Here is a 24,702-nt window from a genome sequence, read left to right on the forward strand (position 1 = left end):
CATTCCACCACCTCCTACATTTTTATAAAATAGCCTATTAATATTTATCGCAAATATTAGTGAATTTAATCACGAAGTTTTAAAATTGAGAATAAGCTCCCTATTAATAGGGAGCTTATAAAGTTATCCTAATAAATTTTTGAAAGATAGTTAATCCTGGTTGCTTACTGCTGGTACTCCTGCCTTCTTTTAAAGTTACTCCAGTCAGAGGCTTCTTCATTCTTAGTCCTAGAAGCATCTTGGGCTGTTTCCTCTTGAGATTCTGAACTATCTTTTTTTGTTTTTAAAGCATCTTTTTGAATCTTATTAAGAACTTTTTTGAAATCTTCTATTTTATCTTCTTCTTTAACAGTAACCGGCAGTACTAAATATGGTTTAGCTTCTTTTATTGAACTAATCTTATTTATCAACTTAATCTTTTCTACTTTAATATCATATTCTCCAGCAATAGATTCTAAAGAATCACCTTTCTGCACTTTATAGTATCGACTCTGTGATAATGGAATTGATAAGACCTCTCCAGCTTCTAGAGGTCTAACATATTCGATATTACTCCATCCCATAATCTTAGTATAAGAAATATTAAAGTGCTGAGACACACTCCAGAAAGTGTCTGATTCCTGTGTCTTATATTTATAAGGTACTATCATTACTTCTCCACTACCTGATTCGTTTGGAATAGTAATTGTGCCATCAGAAATTTTTGATAATTTATCTTTAAGCATATCATGACTTTCAGCATTACCATCACCTATAATCTTAGGTGTAATAAAGATAATTAATTCCGATTTTCTGTTTGTAGTAGATTTATTTTGGAATAGTTTTCCTAGAATAGGTAGGTCACCTAATAGAGGAACTTTAGCTAAATTTTTAATCTCCTTATCTTTAATTAAACCACCAATTGCTATCGTCTTACCATCTTGAATTCTAATCATTGTCTCAGCTTTTCTAGTACTGATTTGTGGATATGAGTTAGTACCACTATTTACATATCCTGAAATAGTACTAACTTCTGGCTTAACTTTTACAATTATCTTGCCATTATTCGTAACTCGTGGAGTAATTGCTAATTTAATTCCTATATCCTTAAATTCAACCTTATCCCTAACCTCTTTATCAGTAGTTACTGTAGTTATAATTGGAACCTTATCACTAATATTGATGCTTGCCTTTTCACCATCAATAGTGGCAATCTGTGGATTTGCTAAAAGGGTAGCATCACCATTAGATTCTAATAAATCCAAAGCCGCCTGATAACCTAATTCAGTACTACCTATCTTAACAATATTACTATTTTCTTCATCAGTAGTTTCAGAAAGATTAGGATTTAAATTTAATTTCCCAAATCCCCAACTAATCCCTAATTCTTCAGCTTTATCTCGTGAAACCTCTTCTATTCTAGCTTGTAAAACTATCTGTTTTCTGGATTGATCTAATTTAGTAATCAGTCTTTCTATTTCTGGAATTCTACCTTTGTATGTAGTCACTACTAGACTCTGAGTTCTTTCATCAATTCTTATTGAGTTTTCATTTACTAATAAATTTAAACTACTCTTTATTTCTTTTGGCTTAGAGTTCTTTAGTTTATATACTCTCGTTACTTTTTCAGCAAAAGATGCCTCTAGCCGCTGTGGTGGTGCTACCAATACAGTATTACCTACAATCCTATATGATAAACCATTTGTCTTAGCTAAAAGCTCAACAGATTCTAAAAAAGTAATATTATTGAGATTAATGGTTACTTTTCCTTTTACCGAATTATCAGTAATTATATTCATATTAGCTACATCCGCTAATGCTCTAAAAGCATCACGTAAATTTACCCCTTTAAGTTTCAAGTTTATATTCTTACTAGCCCCTGGTAAAGGTTTCGTTTCCTCAGCCATAGTACCTACTGAAAATGAAATTGTTAATAAAATCAACAAACCAACAATTACAATTTTTTTAGACGTTTTGTCTTCCATTTTTACGCGCTTCACCCCCAAATTTATATACAAAAACCTTACCCCTTTTATCAATAATTAATTTCGTAGCTGTAATCTCTTCAACTGTTAATTGGTCAAATTTATCTCCCTCCTTTACAATAAGAGTGTCAGACTCCTTATCACTTAACTGTATAATAGCTCGCCTATCAAGTCCATTACCTAATAAGCCTATAAATTTAATTTTAGGTTTTTCTATCTTAGAAGCTTTATCCTTTTCTTTACTAGACTTTTTTCTTTTAGATTTAAGCTGTGATTTTGACTTTGGCTTTGGTTGTTTTCTTAATAATGACTTAAAAGGGTTTACATTACTATAATCATTATTATAAATGAATAATGCCGATTTTGAATTAGCATCTTCACTCTTACCTAATTCCTCTTTAACTTTCACTTTTTTTATATTTGGATTATTTACTATCTCTTTTACTTTCAATTTAAAATCTTTCATACCTTGGTCATCAACCTTTAAATTCACAATTTGATAAGCAAGAAAGCCACTAGCACTTAATGAAACTAGTATTAACAGAATAATCAATACTATTTTTCCACTATTTTTCGAAAATTTTAATTTGTTTTGATTTTGTATATTTAACTTCATCATTTATCACCAGACCTTTGAACTATAGCATAACTAGCTACTCTAAGTTCTACTTCCAATTGATTAGTAGGATTTAATTGTGACGACAGCTTCAAATTTTTAACTCTAACTAAATAGCTTAAATTATTTATTTCTTTTAAAAAATTAATTATATTGCCATATGTGCCTTTTAGCTTAACTCTAACTGGGAATTGAATATATATATTATCTTTATCCATTTGTAATGGATCTGTAGAAACTAAATTAACATTAGTTTTAAGTGCCAAGTCATTTAAATCCATGATTAATTTTGGTTTTTGGTTTTTCGATAGGAAGTTTTCTTCTTTCTGATTTAATTTAGCAAGCATTTTCTTGTACCTTTCTTCTAATGTTGATCTCTTTTTAAGCATAATACTTTTTAATCTTAAATCCTTCATAGCTTGCTTAACCTTCTGCTGATTGCTACTTAAAGTTTTTACTTGAGGTTGATAAATTCCAATATAAAAAGCAGTTCCCATAATTATTATTAACCCAACAATCAATAATTTCTGCTCTCGACTAGTGAGATTACTCCACCTCATAATTATCACCCTTATCATTTCCTATTACTCCACTCAACTGATAATGTATAACCTGGGTTTTATCATAATTTGATACATTTAATGTTTTGCGTTTAACAAAATCTATTGATATATTATTAAAATAGATTGATTTTCCCATTTTATTTACTATTGTCTTTAGCTCTTGACGATTTAAAGTATAACCTGTAATCCTAAATAAATTATGATTATAAATATTAAAATTCTTAATCCAACTATCTCCCGGGAGAATCACTCTTACTTCTTTTAAAACGGAAGACCAATCAATTTCACTTCCTACTATTTCTGTTCTCTTCTGCAAATTATTTTGCAGATTTTTATACTCTTTCTTCATCTTATTTAACTTACTAATATCCTTATCTAACTTATTTAACTCAGACCTAACTACTTTCAATTTCATTTCGACCTTATCATTTTGATAAAATAATTTTACTGAATAAAGTGTTGGAACTAATAATAAACTTAGAATTAAAACCCATATTAAGATTTTATTCCTATTATTATTCTCTTCTTTAAGATATTTAGGAGGTAGTAAATTTATCATTCTGCACCGCCTCCCTTAAAGCCAAACCTAAACTAGGTCCCAATAAGTGAGCTACTTCAGATAAGTATTGGTCATTAACTCTTTCTACCTTCGATTCAATATTATTTGAAATACTTAAACCTTCTACTTCTATCCCAAACTCATTGGTTAAATGCGTTCTAAATCCAAGTAACTTACTTCCTCCTCCAGCTAAAATCAATTTATCTATATCATAACTTTTATATTTAACCTGAAAATAATCTAATGATCGATATATTGCTGTAGTAAGATTTCTAATGATTAAATTCAAATCAGCATCACCAAATAAATTATTACTCTTCTTATAATCTTCAGCTTCTTTAAAGCTCATATTATAATTTTCAGATATTTCTTTTGTTATATTTTGACCAGCTATTCCTATATTCCTAGTAAATAAAAGTTGCCCATCTTTAAAGACTAAAATATCAGTAGTCTGAGTCCCCATGTCTATTAAAGCCATGGTCTTATTTGGATATGAAGATTTAAGACTTCTCACAATGGCAATAGGTTCTATTTCTATAGCAACTATTTCTAAATCTAATACTTGAAATAGCTTTAAATATCTATTTATTACATCCTGTTTGGTAGCGACCATCATTAATTTATAGCCGCCTTCTTTCTTATGATTAATTATTTCATAATCTAAAATAGCTTCATCTACTGGAATCGGAAGTTGTTCTCGTGCCTCCCACTTAACTGCCTCAGCCAATTCATTCTCTGGCATTTCTGGAACTTCTACCATTCTAATTAAGACTTCTTCCCCACTGATAGCCGTAACTACTCTATTAGAAGCAAAGTTATTATCTTCTAATAATGAATTTATTTTATCACCTAATATCTCAACATCTTTGATTTTTCCTTCTGAAACGGAATTTATTGGTGTCTTCCCAATAGCTACATTATTTAAACACACATTACTTTTATTAATTTCAACTTCTGATAACTTAATTAAGCTATCACCTATATCTAAACCAATTAGACTACTTTGTAATAGACTCTTAAACTTATTGATTAGTCCCATTCTCACACCTCTTTTCAGTCTAAATCAATTTTTGAATATAATAACCAATCTATACTCTAACTTATTATTATTATTATTAAGTTTAATTCTTTAATCAAATTGATACCCATGAACTGTAACCCAATCTTGTTCCTCCGGAAGTAATGCTCTGACATTTAGATTATTATCATATTCCAACTCTGGCCACCAATTATCATTAGATAAAGTAACATTTCCTTTTACTTTATCTTTTTCTTCTTCATCTTCCTCTTTCATTTCTTCTTCTAATTTTTTGCTTTTTTTACTCATTATTGATCCATGATATTTGATGGATTCTGATACAATTGTAACGTATCCCTCTGCATATATAAAAACATTATCACCGTCCACTAACATACTGCGGCCTCCAGGAAAGTTACCATCAAATTTAAATGTTCCTTTAACAATGACATATACATTATCTCCAAAATTAATACCTCCAAATGAATTCTCAATATCAAAATCCCCATTAATGACTAAAACTGTTGGGTTTTCTTTACTAGCTCCATTTAAAGATATATAGTCTGATACCTCAGATATACCGCTATCGATATAAACAACTCCTGATGGTAATTCAACTATTTGAAACGTCCCACTACTAGATATATATCTGTGACTGTCTGTAAGCCAACTCTTAAATTCAGCTAAGTCATCAAAAAACTGATCATTATCTCTAGCTACCTCTTCATACGCACCAAAATCAAATGTGGGTATATTACTAGTGTTTGCTACTATTTTATCTTTTTTATCTCCACTAATATTAATAGGATTATCACCATCGAAATTTATATCACCCTCGGCTGTAATAATATTATCAAACGCACTAAGATCATCAATTTCAACTTCTACACTCACACTGCGGGTAATCCCATTAGACGTTCCCTCAGATGTAATCGTGTAAAAATTATCATCCTGCTGAACAGGTTCATAATCATATCCTAATGTTAGATCACTCGTTAAAGTACCATTTGGACTAGAAGTAAAATTCATTGGATCATCCTCGATAATATGTAAAGCATTCTCTATTCCAGCTTCTGCAATATAGGAAGCCTGCACTCCATCAGCATTGACTTCAGATATGTTTATTTGATTAATTGTAATTGCCATCATACTAGCAATCATAGTCAACATAATTGTTATCACTACAAAAACTAACACCATTGCCATACCATCTTCACTGTCAATCATAGTCAGCATACTTATCCCCCTATTTTACACCTCTTAAGGTTGATAAGTCTACTTAATTTTAATCTTGAACCCCATAATGTTCGTCTTTAAAACTTCTTTTAAGCCTTTTTACTCTTTAATTATACTGATATCCTTTAATGTCAATCCAACCTTGATCTATAGGACGTAGTGCTCCGATGTCTATAGGCTTATAAGTCACATCTGAAGAAACAAGATCAAGGTTACGTAAAGTAACACTTTCAGGAGTCATTATTACCCCTGAATAATCTAAATGCAATGCCCTAAGAGAAACACCTTTTTCTGCATATATAAAAATATTATTAACATCCATTGTAGTACTATACTTAAGTTCAAACTTCCCATTAACAATAAAATATATATTCTCTCCACCACTAGAAAGAAAGTTTGTAATCTTAACATCCCCATCAATCACTAGAATCGTGGGTTTTTCTTTACTATGTCCTTTTACTCCAATCAAAAATGATAAATCAGGTAAATCATTATCAATATAAACAACACCTGGTGGCATAGTTACACCTTCTATTAATCCAAATGTGCTTTTAAATTTATTAATACTAGTAAAATATTGATCCTTAACTTGAGCTATTTTTTTATATTTGCTGAATTTAAAATCAAGTATATTATTAGCATTCTCTACCTGACCACCAATAACATCAACAAAAGGTTTTTGCAAAATTAGAGTCTTATTAATATCTATTTCACCACCAGCTGTAATAGCATTCTCAAATGCATTCAGATCATCAATTTCAACATCTACACTTGTAGTACGATTAATCCCATTGCTTTCTCCTTCAGATGTAATGGTATAAACCTTACCATTTCTCTGAATATCATCTTTATCTATGCTACCATCATCATCTTTATCATAATTATATCCTAATGTTGAATCATTATATAAAATGCTAGTTAAATTAGAACTCCTTTCATTGATAAAATCTTCTACCCCATTAGTAAAAGCTAATGGTCTATTATTAATAACATTTATAACATTCTCTATTCCAGCTTCTGCTAAATAGGAAGCCTGCACTACATCAGCCTTAGCTTTAGATATGTTTATTTCATTAGTCACAATTGCCATCATGCTAGTAGTCATTATTATCATAATTGTCATTACTAAAAAAACTAACACCATTGCCGAACCACTTTCATCATTAAACATAGTTAGCATACTTATCCCCCTTCATTAATGCCATAAATAGAATCCGTCCTTAAGGTTGATAAGTTTAAATGCTAAGTCTAAATGCCATATAATAATTCATAAAAGTTGTTGCAATATTAGATACTTTCTTTTTATTAATCAACCTCACTATAAATTATGATTATTTTATTGAACATTTCTGAGAAAGACTTCATTATGTAATTCATATGTTTGAGCATCATTATTCCCAGGGTTCTCCGAAAGGCTCAAATTAATCCCCAATAAATTTACATTTCCTGCATCTGTTGTAGAATTAGAATTAAATTGAATACTATCTACTACTTCAGTAGTAATTGGAGCACTACGACTCAAAGTATTCCAATCGTTATCAGTGGGCCAAGAATCTGAATCATCACTAGGTATTTCAGATAGTAAAACATACTCATAATAAAGAGTATTATCAGAAACTGAATATCTACTATAATTGATATTAATATTACCATCCTCATCCTCATTCTCCCACTTTATCTGCAATTCATCATTCTCTTCACCATTATTCACTACTCTTACATCCATTGCTCCTTTTACTCTATCAACTATTCTTAACATAGCTATCCTACCATTTTGCTGTAAATCTACTTGATCTTGATTAAAATGAAATACTCTCCAACTTGTAATATTAATATTATATATAGCTGTACTCACTACTCCTAAAATTGCTAGCACAATCAAAATTTCAATTAGAGTAAAACCTTCTTCTTGCTTAATCATTCAATCACCTTCTTGCAATTAGAGTCTGTAACTCTACATGTTGGTTATCATTATCCCAAAAAACTTCTACAGTTACTAATCTTATAGCTAAATCACCCGGATCAGCTGGATATGGTTCAATTTTAATTACTCTTCTAAAATTTAAATAATCACTATTCCCATCACCATCAACATCAATAGTAATGTTACCATAATCATCAGTACTATCACTTAAACTATCAAAATCTTGGGCTTTTAACCCTTCTATTGTAGCTTGAGCTAAATTAAGTGCCTTTTCTCTCATTCCAAGATTATGAGTCATCCTCGTATTATTAGCAAAGAAATTCATCATCGGAATTAAAGCAATAGTTAATAAAGTAATTCCAACTACCACTTCAATCAGACTCATACCTTCTTCCTGTTGTAAAGACTCTTTTTGAAACATTTATCTTCCCCCAGTACCACTTATACCTTCTCTAACCTAATTCTACCTAAAATACTAACCCAAATTGTATATCCATCGTTATTATCATTAGCTACTGTAATATGTCCATTATCTGCGGTTCCTATAGGCTTAAATGTTACCTCTTGATCTCCTCCGAAAACAACATCATCGTATTCTAAGCTATCATCTAGATCTTTAGTTTCAATATCTCCATCATCTTCGTTAAATAATGTATATGTCTCATTAGTTGGATTAAATCTAATCCCATAAGTAACTTGTTCACTTATAGCTCTTTGTTGTACTCGTCTAAAATCAGATGTCATCTCATTAATAGTTGCTTCTAATCTATATCTTGATACTAAATTTCCACTTCTTACGATGATTAAAGAACTTAAAATACCAACAAGACTTAATACAACCATAATCTCTAATAACGTAAAACCTTCTTCTTTCCCCTTGTAATTTAATTTCATTATCAACTACCTCTTACCGTTTTATTTTAAACGTATATTAGTTATAAATACTAACGTACCAAGCAATAATTTTATGCCCCCACAGCATCATTAATATAGTACCCATTGCTATTAAAGGACCAAAAGGAATACTATCCTTCCTACCTTTAATACCTAAACCAATTAAACTTATACCTAAAATCGAACCAACAAAAGATCCAATAAATACTCCCATTAATGTATAGGAAGTTCCTAAATAAGTTCCAATCATAGCTACAAACTTCACATCACCTATCCCTAACCCACCTTTAGTTAATATCGCAATTAATAGTAATGTTCCTCCAGTAATCACCATTCCTAATAGAGCAGATTTAAAAGAAATATGATTAAATAATAGACTCAATATGAGTCCAATTATAATTCCTGGATATGTTATCTTATTAGGAATAATTTTATGCCTAAAATCAATAAAAGTACAGATGATTAATAATGAAACCAAGAAAGAATACATCCAAAACTTAGCGCTAAATTGGTAATACATAAATAGCATACTAAGCAATATTCCCGTTAAAATTTCAACTATTGGATATTGATAAGAAATCTTAGTTTCACAATAACGACATCTGCCTTTATTTATTAAAAAGCTAATGACTGGAATTAAATCTATTATTCCTAATTTAGTATTACATTCAGGACAACTAGAACGTGGAAAAATGATTGATTCATCATTAGGCAAGCGATATATTACTACATTTAAGAAACTACCAATTAATAAACCGTAAATGAAGATGATAATCATCATGTATGTCATCTAGTTTTCATACCTTTCTTTAGTTTTAAATTAATACTAATCCCCATTCCTAGTAGAGTCCAAAATACCGGTGCTACTGAAATCACACTATCATTGAATAAGCCAGCTATTAGATAAGCAACTATGGCTACAAAGATACTTACTCCTGTTTTACTATAAAAGTCATTTAAGTTTCTATTCCAGTAGAGCTTAATACTGGAGTATATATAACTTCCAAACATTAATAGTACTGTTATCAATGAAATAATCCCTGTATTAATTGCAATCTGCAAATACATATTGTGTGGTTTATCTACTATGATTCTAGTGGTTCCAAAATTAATCAGTTTTCCTACAGTATCAAACTGTGGAAAATAAAGAGCATAAAGATCAGGTCCATAACCAGTGAAAAACGTTTCCTTCAAAAGTGGAATTGACCTCGACCAAATATATCCTCTATGACTAGCAAAGCCTTCATGATTAGTAAATCCCCACTTTTCTACTTCATCTGTTTTACATCCACGACCCATAAATCCTAAAATCAAAAATTCCTTTTCATGATTAGTTTTAATCTTAAAATCAGCTTTTTCCTTTCCATATTCAAAATTTAATAAATTTGTAGACTTAATAAATTTAAATCTATAATTCTGATATTCTTTATTCTTAAATTTTATTTTTCCATTTGATTCTTCCATATTATAATTAATTATCTTATTATCTTTATTAAAAAATTCTAATCTATTATCAGAATTAATCTTTATTAGTAACTCATCTTTATCAGTAACTATTAATAGTCTATTTTTGTTAATCACAATATTCTCTAAGCTTCTTGTGTCTTTTTGAATTTCTTTATTGAATGATAATAGTTCTCTAATTAATCGTCCGTTTCCTGTATAATTCATAACTGTAAAAACAAGTATAAAGCTAATTCCTAAAATTAATATTGGTAAACGACTTTTCATTAATTTTTCTTTGGTTAATAGTAAGAACAATAAAATATTAGAACCAAAACCAGCAATAATACCTGCTCTAGAAAGACATCCCAACCAATTAGAAAATATTAAAAGGCTAAGGCACCCTAAAATTATTTTATCTCTTTTACTCTCAATTGAAATATATAAAGCTACTGTCAAAGGAAATAACATTCCCATATAACTTCCAACATAATTCGGATTATATAAAGTGGAATAAATATAGTCAAATTTAATATTAATTTCATTACTAAGTTTGCTTAAAGTATCGGGTAAAATTAATTTTTTCTCAATTACATTAGCAAAAATATCAAATCCAAGGTACTGTAAAAGACCTATTATTGAAATAAGACTAGCCGAAATAAATAATACTCTTAATAAAAATTTCATATCTCGTTCATGATTTATTAAATTTATACTTAGAAACATTACAACTAAATATGATAATAAAACAAGCATCCCTTCATAACGATCAGGAAATCCCCAAACTGCTACTTTAGGATAAGCAGAATACATCGTTGATAGAATGATCATTACACCATATATCTCCATAGAAACATAATAATAAGTCTTTTTTATCCTTCCTCCTTTGAAAAAATATATAAAAGATATTACTAATGCTAATACAATACTAATTAAGAGAAACACCATTTTATAATATGAGAAAAAATCTAATTCTTTAACCCAATACCCTAATAATACACCTTTTAAGGGAATCTCTTTCCCAAATACTATTAAAGGCACTGCCCCTATTATAAAAACAATAGGAAATAAATATCTAATATTTGAATTCCGTTTCTGTACTCTCATTGTAATCTCCTAATTTTCAATAATAACTATAACATAAGAAATAAATAGTTCACTAACAAAATTTACTGCTAGATTACAACCTGGTTGTTGTCAACCAGGTTGTAATAATTATTTTATCATCCTAGTTAACAGCACCACCACTAGTAGCATCACCTGTAGTAGTTGAAACTCCTTGATCTCCAACATAATATATTGTTGAACTTGCAGTACTAGGAAGTACTATTAAATATTGATCATCATCAGCATTATAAGTAATACCTGTACCTGTACCTGTGCTTGTACTTGTATCCAAAACATCTGGCGCTTCTAAATCAACTCCTACTACACTTAAAGCACTAGCTAACTCACTAAAATTACTAATACTACGTCCATCATTAACTGTAGGATAATCTCCCTCTTGAGCATTGTACATTTCCATACCTGTTCTAATTGTACCACCCATAGTAGTAAGAGCTGCCTCCTTCGCTTTATCCTGTACTCCACCAAGCTTAGGAATAGCAATACCAGCCAAAATACCTAAAACTGCAATTACAATCATCAATTCAATTAAAGTAAAGCCTTCTTCACCTTCTGCTAAAAAAGATAATCTTTCTCTAATTTTTTTTATCATTTTTATTCCCCCTTATTAATTTAAAATTTACTACATAATTAACAACTAATATAAATTCTATTAAGAAATCCTCTTAATCACCTCCCTAGTTAGTTATCAATGTCAGTAATAACTGACACTGACCACTGACACTACTAATTAAAATCCTTGCATCATGTCAAACATCGGTAACATCATAGAGATAACTATGCCCCCTACTACTACACCTAACACTAGAATCATAACTGGTTCTATTAAAGAAACCATCCATTCTACCTTATGCTCTACTTCTTGCTCATAAAAGTGAGCTATCTTCTTTAACATCTCATCTAAAGTACCTGTCTCTTCACCAACTCTAATCATCTGCAATGCCATCTCTGGAAATAGTTTATTCTGTTTTAATGGAGCCACCATGTTCTCTCCTTCACTAACACTCTGCCTAACTCTATTAATTTCATCAACTATTACTTGATTAGAGACTACTCTACTTACAACTTCTAATCCCTCCAAAATTGAAACTCCACTATTTAGTAATGTACCTAAAGTTCTACTGAATCTAGTAATCGTAATCTTAGTAATTAAATCACCAAAAATAGGCATCTTCAATATAATATAATCTATCTTCCGCTTCCCATTTTCTGTTCTATAATAGCGATAACTAATGAAAAGAATGATTCCAATCAAAATTAAAGGGATATACCAATAACTTTGAAAAAGATCACTAATCTGTAATAAAATTCTTGTAGGAAGAGGTAATTGTCTATCCATCCCTGCAAAGATGCTTTCAAATGTAGGTAAAATTCCAACAACTAAAAAGGTTACTACCCCAATGGCCACTAAAGTGATAACTGCCGGATAGACTAATGCAGATGTTACTTGTTGTTTCATCTCACTTTCTTTCTCAAAATGTTCAGCCATTTCTAATAATGCTTCATCTAAAACTCCACCAGTTTCTCCAGCTTCGACCATACTAATAAATAACTTTGGAAATATATTTGGATGTTTCCCTAAAGCAGTAGAGAGATCTAATCCGCTCTCTACATCATCTTGCACCTCTTCAACCGCTCCCTGTAGCCTGGGGTTATCAATTTGATCTACTAATATATCTAAAGACCTTACTAATGAAAGTCCAGAATTAATCATAGTAGCAAACTGCCTACAAAAAGAAGCTAAATCTTTAGTCTTTACATGTCTTAATTGTTTCAACTGTTCACTAATATCACTACTATCCTCGTCCTGCTCAAGAGAAATTATATAATATCCTTTATCTTTAAGTCTATCACCAGCAATTTCCTTGCTTTTTCCTTCTATAACACCTTCTAATAATTCTCCATCTTCATTTCTAACTTTATAATCGAATAACTGAGCGATGGTCATCACCCCCTTCAATTCTAAATGGCTATATTCGCTTCCTTAATGTTTGAACATCTACTGCCCTACTTAAAGCATCAGATCGACTTATCTTTCCTGCTGAATATAATTCACATAATGAATTATCCATTGTATGCATACCTTTATCTTTACTAGTCTGCATTATCGATTCTAATTGATAAGTTTTTCCTTCTCTAATTAAGTTCTGTACTGCTGCATTTGCTATTAAAAGTTCTGTAGCTACAACTCGATCTAAATTATCAAATGTTGGGATTAATTGTTGAGATAAAACCCCTTTTAATGTTAAAGCTAATTGAATTCTAATCTGTGGCTGCTGATAAGGAGGAAATGAATTAATAATCCGTTCAATAGTCTCTAAAGCACTATTTGTATGCATTGTTGCTAAAACAAAGTGACCTGTCTCTGCTGCTTCGATAGTAGTAGAAATAGTTTCACGATCCCTCATCTCTCCTACCATAATAATATCTGGATCTTGACGTAAAGCAGAACGCAATCCATTAGCAAAACTATCAGTATCTATACCAACAGCTCTTTGATTAACTATACTCTTCTTATGTTGATGTACATATTCAATTGGATCTTCTAAAGTAACAATATGTTTATCTTTTCGTCGATTAATTAAATCAATCATAGCTGCTAAAGTAGTAGACTTCCCACTCCCGGTGGGGCCCGTTACTACAAATAAACCTCTAGGTTTTAATGCCATCTTTTCTAATGTATCTGGTAATCCTAAAGTATTTAATCCCATAATTTCATTGGGAATTACCCTTAATACAACTGCTGGGTTTCCTCGTTGATGAAAAGCATTAACTCTAAATGTATACTTTCCTTGATAATAAGTAAAATCTACTTGACCTTTACTCTCAAATTTCTCTTCTTGTTTAGGACCCATCAGCTCTTTAACCCATGCATTAAGTTGATCAGATTCTATTACCTCAGTGCCTTTACTTCTTAATCTGCCATTGACTCTATAAGTAGGATTAATACCAACAGTCAAATGAATATCAGAAGCACCTAACTTTATTCCCTTTTGCAATATATCAACTAATTCCATCTAATTGCCCCCTTAGTCGACTTGCACTTTTGTCACCCTCATTACTTCTTCTAGAGTAGTTATCCCTTGATTAGCCTTTTCTAAGCCACAAGTTTCAAGAGTAATCATCCCATCAGCTTTAGCTGCTTCTTCAATATCAGCCGCTGATGCTTTATTAACTATTAACCGCTTAACCTTATCATTAATCTTTAACATTTCATGGATTGCAGTTCTACCCCTATATCCAGTCTCATTACATTCTCTACATCCACTTCCATGTTTTAAGGTAATACTATCTCTTCCATTACCTAAGTACTCTTCTAATCTAGAATCAACTAATATATTCTCTTCTTCACTTATGCATTCATCACATATTTTTCTCACTAGTCTTTGAGCAATAACTCCAATTACTGAAGATGCTACTAAGAAAGGTTCAATCCCCATATCTATTAATCTAGTTAAAGCTCCAGATGCTTCATTAGTATGTAAAGTACTTAATACTAAGTGACCAGTTAAGGCAGCATTGATAGCAATTTTTGCTGTTTCTTTATCTCGAATCTCTCCTACCATCACTATATTAGGATCCTGACGTAAGATTGAACGCAAGCCACTAGCAAATGTAAGTCCGGCTTTAGGATTAGTTTGAACCTGATTAATTCCATCTAATCTATACTCAACCGGGTCCTCAACAGTGATTATATTTTCAGAGTCTGTATCTAAAGAACTCAAAGCTGAATAAAGAGTAGTTGTTTTACCGCTTCCGGTTGGGCCTGTAATTAATAATATCCCATGTGGGCTATGAATCATCTCTTTAAATTGCTTCTTATGTTCTTCTAGAAAGCCTAATTCATCAACATCTAACATTAGGTTGCTCTTATCTAAAATTCTAATGACAACCTTTTCTCCTTTTACAGTTGGTAATATAGAAACTCGTAAATCTACTTCTTTATCTTTAACGATCATCTGAATTCTACCATCTTGAGGAATCCTTCTTTCAGCTATATCCATATCAGCCATTATCTTAATCCTGGAAACAAAAGCTGAATGAGTATGTTTAGGAACAGTCATTTCATTATGTAAAATACCATCAATTCTATATCTAATCCTTACTTCTGCTTCTTGAGGCTCAATATGAATATCACTAGCTCTTAACTCTATACCTTCTAGAATAATATTATTAACTAATTTAACTACTGGTGCTTCTTCTACCATTTCTTGTAGTTTATCAACTTCTATATCCTGACCATCAGTATCTTTCGTAGCATTGACATCTTTAATAAATTCATTAATCATCTTCTCATTACTAAAATATTGATCTATAGCATATCTAATCTCTTCTTTACTAGCAATAACAGGTACAACTTCATAATCAGTTTTAAGCCTAATATCATCTATGGCTAATACATCTAACGGATCTTCCATAGCAACAGTTAGAATATCGTTCTTCTGTCTTATCGGAATAGCCATATGTCTTTCAGCCAATGCCTTAGGAATTAATTTAACTATATCAGTATCAATTATAAATTTCTTTAAATCAACCTGTGGAATACCTAACTGATGTTCTAAAGCACCCATCACCTGATCTTCAGTAACTAATCCCATATCTTTTAAAACTTGGCCTAACCTTTTCTCTCCACTTCCTCTTTGTTTATCTAAAGCTTTATTCAGTTCTTCTTTAGTAATCAAGCCTACTTCAACTAAAATATCACCTAACCGTTTTTTCTTTATCATTTATATCACCTGTAATATAATTATTCTTATTCATTATACAGATATTACTGTTTGTAATATCTATCACTAAAATATTTCTATATCAATACCAAAATTCCTTCTAATTTGGAAAATTATTGGATAAATATAACTATTAATCACTTAATAACTAAATATTTATATATTTGTCATCTATACCTAATATTATAAGTTTATTACATAATATTCTGGATACCACTTTATCCACCTTTATTCTGTTACATTTTTTACTATATTTTAAATTTCATTTTATTTAAGAATATTTTTCAAATTCTTTCTTCATAATCTCTGTTGGTGCTGTTTTTCCCGTCCAAATTTCAAAAGCTATTGCTCCTTGGTGAATTAACATTCCTAAACCGCTAATAACTTTAGCTCCTGCCTTTCTTGCTGCTTTCAATAAAGTAGTCTCCACTGGGTTATAGACTAAATCTACTACTGTTAGTTCCTGATGAAGCATTTCAGGATTAATCACCGGAGGTACTTTATGATTTGGGTGCATTCCAATTGGAGTAGTATCTACTATTAAATCTATCTTACTTATTATATTATACAACTTTTGCTCCTCTAGCGGAACAGATTCTATTCTTTTTAAATGCAATTTTGTGTCAATTTCTTTAACTAATACTTCAGCTTTTTCAAAAGTACGATTAGTAATATATAACCCATTGACTCCTTCTAACCCTAATTGAAAGCTTACTGCTCTAGCAGCTCCACCAGCACCGATGACTAAAACATTCTTATCTTGTGGATAAAAATCATTTTCTAATAATGATTTAACAAATCCTTTACCATCAGTATTATAGCCAATTAATTTTCCATCGTCATTCTTAATAGTATTAACCGCTCCAATAAGTTCTGCTTCTTTAGAAATTTCATCTAAATAAGGAATCACTTTTTCCTTATGAGGAATAGTTAAATTAACCCCTTTTAGATTTAATCCTCTTATACCATCTATAGCTGCCTTTAAGTTCTTAGGAAGAACTTCAAATAGAAGATATAAATAATTTAGATCTAATTCTTTAAAAGCAGCATTATGCATTAATGGCGAGAAGGAATGTTCTACTGGATAACCTAATAATCCAACTATCTCTGTTTTGGGCAAATTATCTATCGGTATTTTTAGCATAATATTTTAGCTCCTTTCCTTCATAGTTGTCAGTGGCAGTGTCAGGGGAAATTAAATAAGCTCCTGCTTTTTAGATTATTAACTTAGCTCTAACCTTACCTTGCCTGACACTGATTCCTGACACAGACACTCACACTAATAACTCACCATTCATTACCTCAATGACATAGTCTATATCTCCAACAGATAAATCTTTATGAGTTACTGCTCTAATTAATCCAGAACCGAAATAAGTCATCTTTACTCCATGCTCCGCTAATATCTCTAAGACCTCATCAGTAGTATATACATCTTCATCAACCTCTAAAATTACAAAATTAGTATTTACTTCTTTAATATCTATCGCTTTTAAACCAGCTTCTTTAATTCCCTTAGCTAATCTATTAGCTAAGTCATGATCAACCTGCAATTCTTCTACCCTCTCATCTAAAGCAATTAAACCAGCCGCTGCTATAATTCCAGATTGTCTCATTCCGCCCCCTAGCATCTTTCTATTCTTTCTAGCTTGCTCTATAAATTCTTTAGAACCAGCCAAAATAGAACCAACTGGTGCTGCTAATCCTTTAGAAAGACAAAACATCACTGAATCAACATTTTTAACTAGCTCTTTAACTTCTATATCTAACTGAATCACAGCATTAAATAATCTCGCTCCATCTAGATGAATAGGAATATTATTCTTTTGAGCAACTTTACAAATCATATCTGTCTTTTCTTTAGTAATAGCAACTCCACCGGCCCGATTGTGAGTATTTTCTAAACAGATTAGTCCTGTCTTAGGATAATGAATATTATCATCTCTAATAACACTTTTTAAATCATCCCCTGAAAAAATACCTATACTATCATCAAGAGTTCTAGCTTGTACACCTGATAATTTAGCAAAACCTCCTACTTCATAATAAAAAATATGAGACTCTTGACCTAAAATAATCTCATCACCAGGTTGGGTATGAGTCATCACCGCTAACTGATTTCCCATGGTTCCACTTGGTACAAATAATGCTGCTTCCTTACCTACCAATTCAGCAGCCATATTCTCTAATCGATTAACTGTAGGATCTTCTCCATAAACGTCATCTCCTACTTCAGCTTGAGCCATAACCTCCCGCATTTTAAGTGTTGGTTTAGTAATAGTATCACTTCTTAAATCGACTACTTGCATTCTTAATCACACTCCTATTTTTAATAATTAATTTATTTAATCCTAAAAAAACTTATTAGACTCAATTCACTAGCTAACTTCATAATTCTCTCTATTATACTATTAATCCTGCTTATTATTTAGCCCTATTTAACCTTTTATAATATTCAACTCTTAAGAAGAAAAAGATTAACTATATTTGTAAAGAGTCATATAGTTAATCTTTTTAATAATTTTGTTAATTATATCCAAATATTCAATAATTATTATTTTTTAGTATAAATTATTGACTTTTCTTCTATAATATGTTACTATATAAATACAAACTAAATATTGACCTTGCTAAAGGCAAACTCGTTGCGAAACGAGGGCGCAAAACTATGGGTCTCTCTTTTAAAAGATTGAGACTGCCAGGTTGCCAAGGAGGACACTTGATTAATATATTCCTTTCTGTGCAGCTTTGTAGTTGTTATAGAAAGGAATTTTTATTTTTAAAATCAATTTTTTTAAACCCCCTTGTATCACTGAAAAGGATGTCTCTTAAGAGACATCCTTTTCAGTTTAACATCTATTAATCTAATTACTATCAAAACTAATAATAAACAAGAATCCTTTATACTTCTGTAATCTCTTCAAATAAACCTTTAAGGTTACCAAACTTAATTTCTGCTAATAACATACCGAATACTATTAATGCACCGCCCCAATAACCGTTAATAGATATCATCTCACCTAAATATAGATAAGCAAATATTGCTCCAACAACAGGTTCCATTGAGAATATTATTGCAGTTCTAGTTGGAGTAGTAAATGTCTGAGCTTTATTTTGAATCACAAATGCTAAAGCTGTACCTAAAATTCCCATATAGATTATACTAATCCAGATACTCATATCTGACACAGCTACAAAGCTTCCTTCTAACCCAGCACTAATAATACTTAAAATAGCCACCATACCAACCTGAACAATAGCTAACAGAATCGAATCCTTACTCTCAACATACTTATCAACTAATAATATGTGTAATGCTAAGGATACTGCACAGCTTAATACCAATAAGTCACCTTTATTAAAAATAAATTCACCATTAAATGTTAATAATCCTAAGCCTATAGTAGCTAAAATCACTCCTAACCACGTCATCATTGACGGCATCTTTTTAAAAATTAAAGCAGAAAAAATTGGAACTAAAATTACTGCTAATCCAGTAATGAATCCCGCTTTAGAAGCTGTTGTTAGCTTCAATCCAGTAACTTGAAAGGCATATCCTCCAAATAAGAATATTCCAGCTAACATTCCAGATTTTAATGTTGCAAAATCTAATTTTTTTAACCGTTTGTAAAAGATAACACCTAGAAATAAGGCAGCAAAACTAAATCTTAAAGTCAAAAAATAAAAAGGAGTTATAGTATTAAATACATCCTTCATAACTGCAAAAGTAGTCCCCCAAACCACTACAACAAATAATAGAGATAAATCTGCCTTAACTCTCTTTTTTGTTGACACTTCTTCATATCTTCTCATCTTCTCTTCCACTCCATTTCCTAATTATGCTCTAGTAACTACTTCTTCTTCAACTGCTACTCTACTATAAAAATAGGTAATTACTACTGCCAAAATCAATCTAGTCCCTAATATAATTGCACCATTACCTCCGATGGCAACAAATAATAATGTATCTTCAACTACAGCATGACAAACAATTAAAAAGACTGCCATAATTAATAACTTACCCTTAGGTACTTGTTCATCCTCTACTGTTTGAATAATTACACCAGCCCCATAAGCTAGTCCAAAAATCTGCCCTACTAATAAAGGCAGACTCATCTCTGCAGGTAACTTAAAAATCTTAACTACTGGAGCAAACAAATCAGACACTTTATCTAAAATCCCTAAATCTTTACCTATCTCTAATGATAACATTAATGGAAAGATAATTAGAATAAGCTTCTTAATTGTTCCTATACTTCCTGTTATAATCTCATTTATGATTTGATTCCAGGGCATACCTTAAACCTCCCTCATCTTTTTTTACAATAATATATTAAGTATAAATCCGGCAACTAAAGAAAGAATAACTCTCAAAATAACCAATAATGTAGTCTTAATCTTGAGCTGTTTAATAATTGCTGTTTCAATAACTAAGCTATGAGATAAACCTATCATAGTACCTAAAATTGTTATTGCCCGCGGTGCTAAATCAAGACTAGTCATTACCGCAATAGCAGCATATATATTTAAAAAATAACCACTTACTAAAACCATGATAGCTTCCCCAGGCAATCCTAAATACCCCATCATTGGTGCCATCCAGGTGGAGAGTATCTGCATTAATGAAGTATACTTTAAGACTGTTACTAATGCATAAACCGGAATAATAATTTTAATTAAAGTAATAAATGTATTTAATCCTTTTTGTAAGCCTCGTTTTATAGTATTAACTTGCAGCATCTCTTACCTCCTTTATCTTTCTCATCTTTTTCAATTATAACTTCTACATAAACTTCTACATAAAAAGAAAGTTACCTTTAACCATAATTAGTCAAAGGTAACTACTCGATCATTTGCATTTTTGACAGTCTTCACACTTAGTTAGTAAAACTGCAAAACACCGTGGACACCTTAAACTCTCCAATTCATCTATACTTATTTTACAACCACATTGTGGACAACTAATTTCTTCTTTATCTTCTAAACCTGAACTACAATTATTCTCTTTCATTTTATTCACCCTTTAAATTATAACTTGAGCTAATAATCCACCAACAGTAAAAGCAACAATCCAACTACTTAACCAAATCAACAGTGCTTCTTTCCAACTTCTTTCTTTAAAAATAATTAACATAGCTGCTATACAAGGAACAAACAAAGTAATAGTAATTAAAGACACCAAAGTTTGTGGCGCTGATAAAGCTAAATCAGTTAACCCAGCTGCTCCAAAGTCCCGTCTAACAATACCCATAATGAAAGGTACAGCAGCCTCTTTAGGCAATTTCAACCATCCAGTAATTATTGGAGCTACAAAATTCTGAATAGCTATTAACCATCCTTGCCACTTCATAATGCTTATAACTAAAGCTCCTAAAGCAAAAATAGGACCTGCTTCTTCAACAAACATACGTGCCTTATTAAGAGTTTTAGTAAATACATTACCTAACCGCGGCAAACGTAACGGTGGCAAATCAATTAATAAATCTGTAGATTCTCCAGGTAATAATTTATTAAGCATAGTTCCAGCTAAAACAAAAACAATAAAAATGATACTTACATATGCCAATAAATATTTAGTGCCTAATGGTACTATCAGGCCTACTATAACTCCAATTTGAGCAGAACACGGAATTGCTAATCCTAAAAGAAAGGTAGCAATTATCCGCTCTCGTTTTGAACCTAATAATCTAGTAGTAATCGTAGCCATAGTAACACAACCAAAACCCAAAATTATTGGAATTATTCCTCTACCATTCAAACCTAATTTATTTAAAACCCTATCTACTAATGCTGCTACCCTTGGTAAATACCCTGAATCCTCCATTAAGGATAAGAAAAAATAAAACCCAGTAACTAATGGAAGTAAGAGACCAAAAGTATAAGTAATAGTCATAGTTAAAATTCCAAATTCCCCAATTAAAATGGTACCTAAAAAAGAATTAATCGAAATAACATTAGTGATTAATTTACGAATGAATGGCTCATATATACCAGCAAAGATAATCCCTTCAGTAAACTCTACTACTGTTTGAGCAATAAAGACTCCTACTCCTTGATACATAATATATAAAACTGCAAGCAAAAGAGGAATTCCGGTAATCGGCTTAACCATCCATCTTCCTAAAGTCGATTTAAAAGAATTATGTCCTAACTTTCTAATAACTACTTGGTCGATAATTTTATTTACTTGCTGTCTTCGTTTCTTATATATATTTTCTCTATCACCTGAAACTGCTAACCCATGCCTTTGGGCTATCTGAGGGTCTTCCTCCAAAATTAGTAAAGCTTCTGGTCTAGTGTCTACCTTCCTTTTAATTCTTTTAACTTTACGTTGTAATTTCCGACTAGTATTACCTACTCTAGCTTTAGGTATAGCAGCTTTAACTTCATCTAAACCTATCCCTTTAGGAGCAACTGTTGCAACTACTGGGACACCTAACGTAGACTCTAATTTATCAACATCTATTTCTAAGCCATTATTTTCAGCTTCATCCATCATATTTAAAGCGACTACCACAGGAATTCCCATATCAATAATTTGCTGAGTCAAAAAAAGATCTCGCTCTAAATGGACCGCATCAACAACATTTAAAACTACATCAGCTTCAATAATTACATCCCTAGCTACAATCTCTTCATCATTAAAAGAAGAAACTCCATAAACACCAGGAGTGTCAATTACTACATCATCTTGATACCTGCCATAACTAATATCTAGAGTAGTACCAGGAAAATTAGATACATCTACATAGATCCCTGTTAATTCATTAAAGAAAATCGATTTACCAACATTCGGGTTCCCAGCTAAAACTATTTTTTTAGCATCTTCTGAAACTTCAAGGTCATTAATCACTTCATGACAATGTCTAGACATAATTAACTGCTCCTTCTATTAGCTAACTTAACTTTAATCTTTTTAGCTAAGTTGTAACCAACAGCAATCTCTTGTAAGTTCTTCTTTAAAATAATAGGTCCTTTAGGCACCTTTTCATGACATTGAACTTGAGCACCTTCAGAAATACCAAATCGCATAGTTTGAGCACGAACTATCTTATCTGGAATTGAAACAATCTCTATATTTTGCCCCTGTCGAGCTTTATCTAAGGTCATTTGTCATCTCCCCTTATTATAAAAATGATAATTACTTTCAATATGTAATTAAACTCTCCATTAAATATAATTATTTTTAATGACTCTATTATATTCCAATTGATTTTGTTTTCAAATTAAACCGATATTGAAAGCCATTATCATAAATGATTAAAATAAAAGATGACTATTGGCAATCTTCACAATAGCCATAAAATTTAATTCTATGATCAGTAACATTAAAGTTATGTTCCTTTTGTATATCATCCTCAAATTCTTCTAAAATTTCATCATTAAACTCTGTAATTTTACCGCAATTAGAACAAACTAAATGATGGTGATGTTCCCCACCTTGGTCTAGTTCATATCTACGGCAATTATCATCAAAATTCAATTGATGAATAACACCTAAATCACTAAATAATTCCAGAGTTCTATATACAGTTGCTAACCCAATTCCTGAGTCCTTTTCTTTTACATCAGTATATATCTCTTCAGCACTTAAATGTTGTCCACTATTCTTAATCATACTCTCTAATATGATTTCTCGTTGTGAAGTCATTTTGTAATTATTAGCGGCTAACTTATTCTTAACCTTTTTAACTTCAATAGTCATATTTTCACCCACTATGTTTAATTAATTTCTTATAGAACTATATCGCAAAAGACAGTTTTTGTCAAACTAAACACCAACTGGATACTTCTTCACACCTTTATCTTTTGTCAACTGATCTAAAAGCTGATTTGCTGTTTTCCCTTGATAAAGCACATCATCTGTTAACTCAGCTAAAGGTACTAAAACAAAGGCTCTTTCATGAAAACGAGGATGAGGAATTGTTAATCTTTGAGAATTAACTTTGTTCTTTCCAAATAAAATAATATCTATGTCTATAGTTCTAGGTCCCCATCTAATATCCCTGACTCTATCTAAATTCTTTTCTACCTCTTGAATGTGATTTAATAACTCCATAGGAGATAAACTCGTTTTAATTTTAACTACTAAATTTAAAAATTCATCCTGATTTGTGTAACCAACTGGCTCTGTTTTATATACTGAAGAAACAGTATCTACTTTAATTTGTATATGTTGTCCTAACTTTGAAATTGCTTCTTTTAAATACTCTTCTCTATCTCCCAAATTAGAACCTAAACTAAGATAAACTGCTTCCATGATTACTTCTTACTCCTCTCTATCTCAACCTCTGCCCAATCTAAGACTCCTGGGATTGGTACTTCTGGTTTCTTAACTACAATTACTACTCTCTCTATACCAACAAATTTATCTAAAATTTGATTAGCAACTTTTTCAGCTACAGTTTCAATTAAGTCATAAGATTCATCTTCTACTATCTCTTTAACTTCTTGATAAACTTCAGCATAATTAATCGTCTTGGTTACTTCATCAGTCATTCCAGCTTCTTTTAAATCAGTTTCTAATGTTAAATCAATAATGAATCGTTGACCTAACTCTTTTTCTTCTGCTAATACACCATGATAAGCATAAAATTCTAAACCTTTTAATCTGATATAATCGGCCACCTACA

Annotated in this window: 27 protein-coding genes and 1 riboswitch; all 27 genes read right to left on the reverse strand. The window is 31.1% G+C overall.

Translation table 11 applies throughout. From position 1 onward, the window contains the following. Positions 1–164: 164 nt before the first annotated feature. Positions 165–1,964 (reverse strand): LysM peptidoglycan-binding domain-containing protein, encoded by a 1,800-nt coding sequence (locus B5D41_RS09895; protein WP_078810469.1) that lies wholly within the window; start codon positions 1,962–1,964, stop codon positions 165–167. Then, on the reverse strand, positions 1,945–2,580 hold the full coding sequence (locus tag B5D41_RS09900; RefSeq protein WP_078810470.1) for a hypothetical protein: 636 nt from the start codon (positions 2,578–2,580) through the stop codon (positions 1,945–1,947). Before B5D41_RS09900 ends, B5D41_RS09895 begins: the two co-directional genes overlap by 20 nt. Further along, the gene (locus B5D41_RS09905; RefSeq protein ID WP_078810471.1) at positions 2,580–3,158 is read right to left on the reverse strand and encodes a type IV pilus inner membrane component PilO; all 579 of its coding nucleotides are present in this window, start codon (positions 3,156–3,158) and stop codon (positions 2,580–2,582) included. The genes B5D41_RS09900 and B5D41_RS09905 overlap by 1 nt, the downstream gene beginning before the upstream one ends. Continuing rightward, complete coding sequence (locus B5D41_RS09910) at positions 3,127–3,702, reverse strand: PilN domain-containing protein (protein ID WP_078810472.1); 576 nt, start codon at positions 3,700–3,702, stop codon at positions 3,127–3,129. Before B5D41_RS09910 ends, B5D41_RS09905 begins: the two co-directional genes overlap by 32 nt. Beyond that, positions 3,680–4,741, reverse strand: coding sequence for a type IV pilus assembly protein PilM (gene pilM, locus B5D41_RS09915; protein WP_078810473.1), 1,062 nt, complete (start codon positions 4,739–4,741; stop codon positions 3,680–3,682). Before pilM ends, B5D41_RS09910 begins: the two co-directional genes overlap by 23 nt. 90 nt (positions 4,742–4,831) lie before the next feature. Next, the gene (locus tag B5D41_RS09920; RefSeq protein ID WP_078810474.1) at positions 4,832–5,956 is read right to left on the reverse strand and encodes a hypothetical protein; all 1,125 of its coding nucleotides are present in this window, start codon (positions 5,954–5,956) and stop codon (positions 4,832–4,834) included. Positions 5,957–6,062: 106 nt separating this feature from the next. Further along, positions 6,063–7,136 (reverse strand): hypothetical protein, encoded by a 1,074-nt coding sequence (locus tag B5D41_RS09925; RefSeq protein ID WP_078810475.1) that lies wholly within the window; start codon positions 7,134–7,136, stop codon positions 6,063–6,065. Between the two features lie 156 nt (positions 7,137–7,292). After that, a complete protein-coding gene (locus B5D41_RS09930; protein ID WP_078810476.1) occupies positions 7,293–7,877 on the reverse strand; it encodes a PilW family protein in 585 nt (194 codons plus the stop codon). A gap of 4 nt (positions 7,878–7,881) precedes the next feature. Further along, positions 7,882–8,301, reverse strand: coding sequence for a type IV pilus modification PilV family protein (locus B5D41_RS09935; protein WP_078810477.1), 420 nt, complete (start codon positions 8,299–8,301; stop codon positions 7,882–7,884). Positions 8,302–8,321: 20 nt separating this feature from the next. Next, a complete protein-coding gene (locus tag B5D41_RS09940) occupies positions 8,322–8,774 on the reverse strand; it encodes a type II secretion system protein (RefSeq protein WP_078810478.1) in 453 nt (150 codons plus the stop codon). Between the two features lie 37 nt (positions 8,775–8,811). Beyond that, a complete protein-coding gene (locus B5D41_RS09945) occupies positions 8,812–9,564 on the reverse strand; it encodes a prepilin peptidase (protein ID WP_327293036.1) in 753 nt (250 codons plus the stop codon). Further along, positions 9,561–11,048, reverse strand: a complete 1,488-nt coding sequence (locus B5D41_RS09950) for an O-antigen ligase family protein (protein ID WP_159442938.1) — start codon at positions 11,046–11,048, stop codon at positions 9,561–9,563. Before B5D41_RS09950 ends, B5D41_RS09945 begins: the two co-directional genes overlap by 4 nt. A 397-nt stretch (positions 11,049–11,445) precedes the next feature. Beyond that, positions 11,446–11,934, reverse strand: coding sequence for a prepilin-type N-terminal cleavage/methylation domain-containing protein (locus B5D41_RS09955; RefSeq protein WP_078810480.1), 489 nt, complete (start codon positions 11,932–11,934; stop codon positions 11,446–11,448). 138 nt (positions 11,935–12,072) lie between these two features. Beyond that, positions 12,073–13,290, reverse strand: coding sequence for a type II secretion system F family protein (locus tag B5D41_RS09960; RefSeq protein WP_234983930.1), 1,218 nt, complete (start codon positions 13,288–13,290; stop codon positions 12,073–12,075). Between the two features lie 22 nt (positions 13,291–13,312). Then, complete coding sequence (locus B5D41_RS09965) at positions 13,313–14,359, reverse strand: type IV pilus twitching motility protein PilT (protein ID WP_078810481.1); 1,047 nt, start codon at positions 14,357–14,359, stop codon at positions 13,313–13,315. Between the two features lie 12 nt (positions 14,360–14,371). Beyond that, positions 14,372–16,069 (reverse strand): GspE/PulE family protein, encoded by a 1,698-nt coding sequence (locus B5D41_RS09970; protein WP_078810482.1) that lies wholly within the window; start codon positions 16,067–16,069, stop codon positions 14,372–14,374. A 271-nt stretch (positions 16,070–16,340) separates the two neighbouring features. Beyond that, positions 16,341–17,213 carry a shikimate dehydrogenase gene (gene aroE, locus B5D41_RS09975; protein ID WP_078810483.1) on the reverse strand — a complete coding sequence of 291 codons (873 nt, stop codon included), beginning with the start codon at positions 17,211–17,213 and terminating at the stop codon, positions 16,341–16,343. Positions 17,214–17,343: 130 nt separating this feature from the next. Continuing rightward, positions 17,344–18,378: a low-specificity L-threonine aldolase gene (ltaE, locus tag B5D41_RS09980; protein ID WP_078810484.1), complete on the reverse strand. Its 1,035-nt coding sequence runs from the start codon at positions 18,376–18,378 to the stop codon at positions 17,344–17,346. A 316-nt stretch (positions 18,379–18,694) separates the two neighbouring features. Then, a riboswitch (cyclic di-GMP riboswitch) is annotated at positions 18,695–18,780 on the forward strand. A 190-nt stretch (positions 18,781–18,970) separates the two neighbouring features. Beyond that, a complete protein-coding gene (locus tag B5D41_RS09985; protein ID WP_078810485.1) occupies positions 18,971–19,882 on the reverse strand; it encodes a DMT family transporter in 912 nt (303 codons plus the stop codon). A 24-nt stretch (positions 19,883–19,906) separates the two neighbouring features. Further along, positions 19,907–20,365 (reverse strand): nucleoside recognition domain-containing protein, encoded by a 459-nt coding sequence (locus tag B5D41_RS09990; protein WP_078810486.1) that lies wholly within the window; start codon positions 20,363–20,365, stop codon positions 19,907–19,909. A 24-nt stretch (positions 20,366–20,389) separates the two neighbouring features. After that, complete coding sequence (locus tag B5D41_RS09995) at positions 20,390–20,809, reverse strand: nucleoside recognition domain-containing protein (RefSeq protein ID WP_078810487.1); 420 nt, start codon at positions 20,807–20,809, stop codon at positions 20,390–20,392. A gap of 109 nt (positions 20,810–20,918) precedes the next feature. After that, positions 20,919–21,080, reverse strand: coding sequence for a hypothetical protein (locus B5D41_RS14295; RefSeq protein ID WP_200806464.1), 162 nt, complete (start codon positions 21,078–21,080; stop codon positions 20,919–20,921). Between the two features lie 12 nt (positions 21,081–21,092). Continuing rightward, positions 21,093–22,943, reverse strand: coding sequence for a ferrous iron transport protein B (gene feoB / locus B5D41_RS10000; RefSeq protein ID WP_078810488.1), 1,851 nt, complete (start codon positions 22,941–22,943; stop codon positions 21,093–21,095). Positions 22,944–22,945: 2 nt separating this feature from the next. Continuing rightward, entirely contained in the window at positions 22,946–23,179 is a 234-nt protein-coding gene (locus B5D41_RS10005; RefSeq protein WP_078810489.1) for a FeoA family protein, read from the reverse strand. Positions 23,180–23,345: 166 nt separating this feature from the next. Next, the gene (locus B5D41_RS10010) at positions 23,346–23,774 is read right to left on the reverse strand and encodes a Fur family transcriptional regulator (RefSeq protein WP_078810490.1); all 429 of its coding nucleotides are present in this window, start codon (positions 23,772–23,774) and stop codon (positions 23,346–23,348) included. Positions 23,775–23,840: 66 nt separating this feature from the next. Next, positions 23,841–24,332, reverse strand: a complete 492-nt coding sequence (folK, locus tag B5D41_RS10015) for a 2-amino-4-hydroxy-6-hydroxymethyldihydropteridine diphosphokinase (RefSeq protein WP_407695267.1) — start codon at positions 24,330–24,332, stop codon at positions 23,841–23,843. Next, a complete protein-coding gene (folB, locus tag B5D41_RS10020; RefSeq protein WP_078810492.1) occupies positions 24,332–24,697 on the reverse strand; it encodes a dihydroneopterin aldolase in 366 nt (121 codons plus the stop codon). The genes folK and folB overlap by 1 nt, the downstream gene beginning before the upstream one ends. Positions 24,698–24,702: the final 5 nt, after the last annotated feature.

Source organism: Selenihalanaerobacter shriftii (assembly GCF_900167185.1).
Lineage (GTDB): Bacteria > Bacillota > Halanaerobiia > Halobacteroidales > Acetohalobiaceae > Selenihalanaerobacter > Selenihalanaerobacter shriftii.

Excerpts from the sequence above, each read along its gene's own strand:
- B5D41_RS09895 (WP_078810469.1), bottom strand. The coding sequence starts at position 1,964 with ATGGAAGACAAAACGTCTAAAAAAATTGTAATTGTTGGTTTGTTGATT.
- B5D41_RS09900 (WP_078810470.1), bottom strand. The coding sequence starts at position 2,580 with ATGAAGTTAAATATACAAAATCAAAACAAATTAAAATTTTCGAAAAAT.
- B5D41_RS09905 (WP_078810471.1), bottom strand. The coding sequence starts at position 3,158 with ATGATAAGGGTGATAATTATGAGGTGGAGTAATCTCACTAGTCGAGAG.
- B5D41_RS09910 (WP_078810472.1), bottom strand. The coding sequence starts at position 3,702 with ATGATAAATTTACTACCTCCTAAATATCTTAAAGAAGAGAATAATAAT.
- pilM (WP_078810473.1), bottom strand. The coding sequence starts at position 4,741 with ATGGGACTAATCAATAAGTTTAAGAGTCTATTACAAAGTAGTCTAATT.
- B5D41_RS09920 (WP_078810474.1), bottom strand. The coding sequence starts at position 5,956 with ATGCTGACTATGATTGACAGTGAAGATGGTATGGCAATGGTGTTAGTT.
- B5D41_RS09925 (WP_078810475.1), bottom strand. The coding sequence starts at position 7,136 with ATGCTAACTATGTTTAATGATGAAAGTGGTTCGGCAATGGTGTTAGTT.
- B5D41_RS09930 (WP_078810476.1), bottom strand. The coding sequence starts at position 7,877 with ATGATTAAGCAAGAAGAAGGTTTTACTCTAATTGAAATTTTGATTGTG.
- B5D41_RS09935 (WP_078810477.1), bottom strand. The coding sequence starts at position 8,301 with ATGTTTCAAAAAGAGTCTTTACAACAGGAAGAAGGTATGAGTCTGATT.
- B5D41_RS09940 (WP_078810478.1), bottom strand. The coding sequence starts at position 8,774 with ATGAAATTAAATTACAAGGGGAAAGAAGAAGGTTTTACGTTATTAGAG.
- B5D41_RS09945 (WP_327293036.1), bottom strand. The coding sequence starts at position 9,564 with ATGACATACATGATGATTATCATCTTCATTTACGGTTTATTAATTGGT.
- B5D41_RS09950 (WP_159442938.1), bottom strand. The coding sequence starts at position 11,048 with ATGATCATTCTATCAACGATGTATTCTGCTTATCCTAAAGTAGCAGTT.
- B5D41_RS09955 (WP_078810480.1), bottom strand. The coding sequence starts at position 11,934 with ATGATAAAAAAAATTAGAGAAAGATTATCTTTTTTAGCAGAAGGTGAA.
- B5D41_RS09960 (WP_234983930.1), bottom strand. The coding sequence starts at position 13,290 with ATGACCATCGCTCAGTTATTCGATTATAAAGTTAGAAATGAAGATGGA.
- B5D41_RS09965 (WP_078810481.1), bottom strand. The coding sequence starts at position 14,359 with ATGGAATTAGTTGATATATTGCAAAAGGGAATAAAGTTAGGTGCTTCT.
- B5D41_RS09970 (WP_078810482.1), bottom strand. The coding sequence starts at position 16,069 with ATGATAAAGAAAAAACGGTTAGGTGATATTTTAGTTGAAGTAGGCTTG.
- aroE (WP_078810483.1), bottom strand. The coding sequence starts at position 17,213 with ATGCTAAAAATACCGATAGATAATTTGCCCAAAACAGAGATAGTTGGA.
- ltaE (WP_078810484.1), bottom strand. The coding sequence starts at position 18,378 with ATGCAAGTAGTCGATTTAAGAAGTGATACTATTACTAAACCAACACTT.
- B5D41_RS09985 (WP_078810485.1), bottom strand. The coding sequence starts at position 19,882 with ATGAGAAGATATGAAGAAGTGTCAACAAAAAAGAGAGTTAAGGCAGAT.
- B5D41_RS09990 (WP_078810486.1), bottom strand. The coding sequence starts at position 20,365 with ATGCCCTGGAATCAAATCATAAATGAGATTATAACAGGAAGTATAGGA.
- B5D41_RS09995 (WP_078810487.1), bottom strand. The coding sequence starts at position 20,809 with ATGCTGCAAGTTAATACTATAAAACGAGGCTTACAAAAAGGATTAAAT.
- B5D41_RS14295 (WP_200806464.1), bottom strand. The coding sequence starts at position 21,080 with ATGAAAGAGAATAATTGTAGTTCAGGTTTAGAAGATAAAGAAGAAATT.
- feoB (WP_078810488.1), bottom strand. The coding sequence starts at position 22,943 with ATGTCTAGACATTGTCATGAAGTGATTAATGACCTTGAAGTTTCAGAA.
- B5D41_RS10005 (WP_078810489.1), bottom strand. The coding sequence starts at position 23,179 with ATGACCTTAGATAAAGCTCGACAGGGGCAAAATATAGAGATTGTTTCA.
- B5D41_RS10010 (WP_078810490.1), bottom strand. The coding sequence starts at position 23,774 with ATGACTATTGAAGTTAAAAAGGTTAAGAATAAGTTAGCCGCTAATAAT.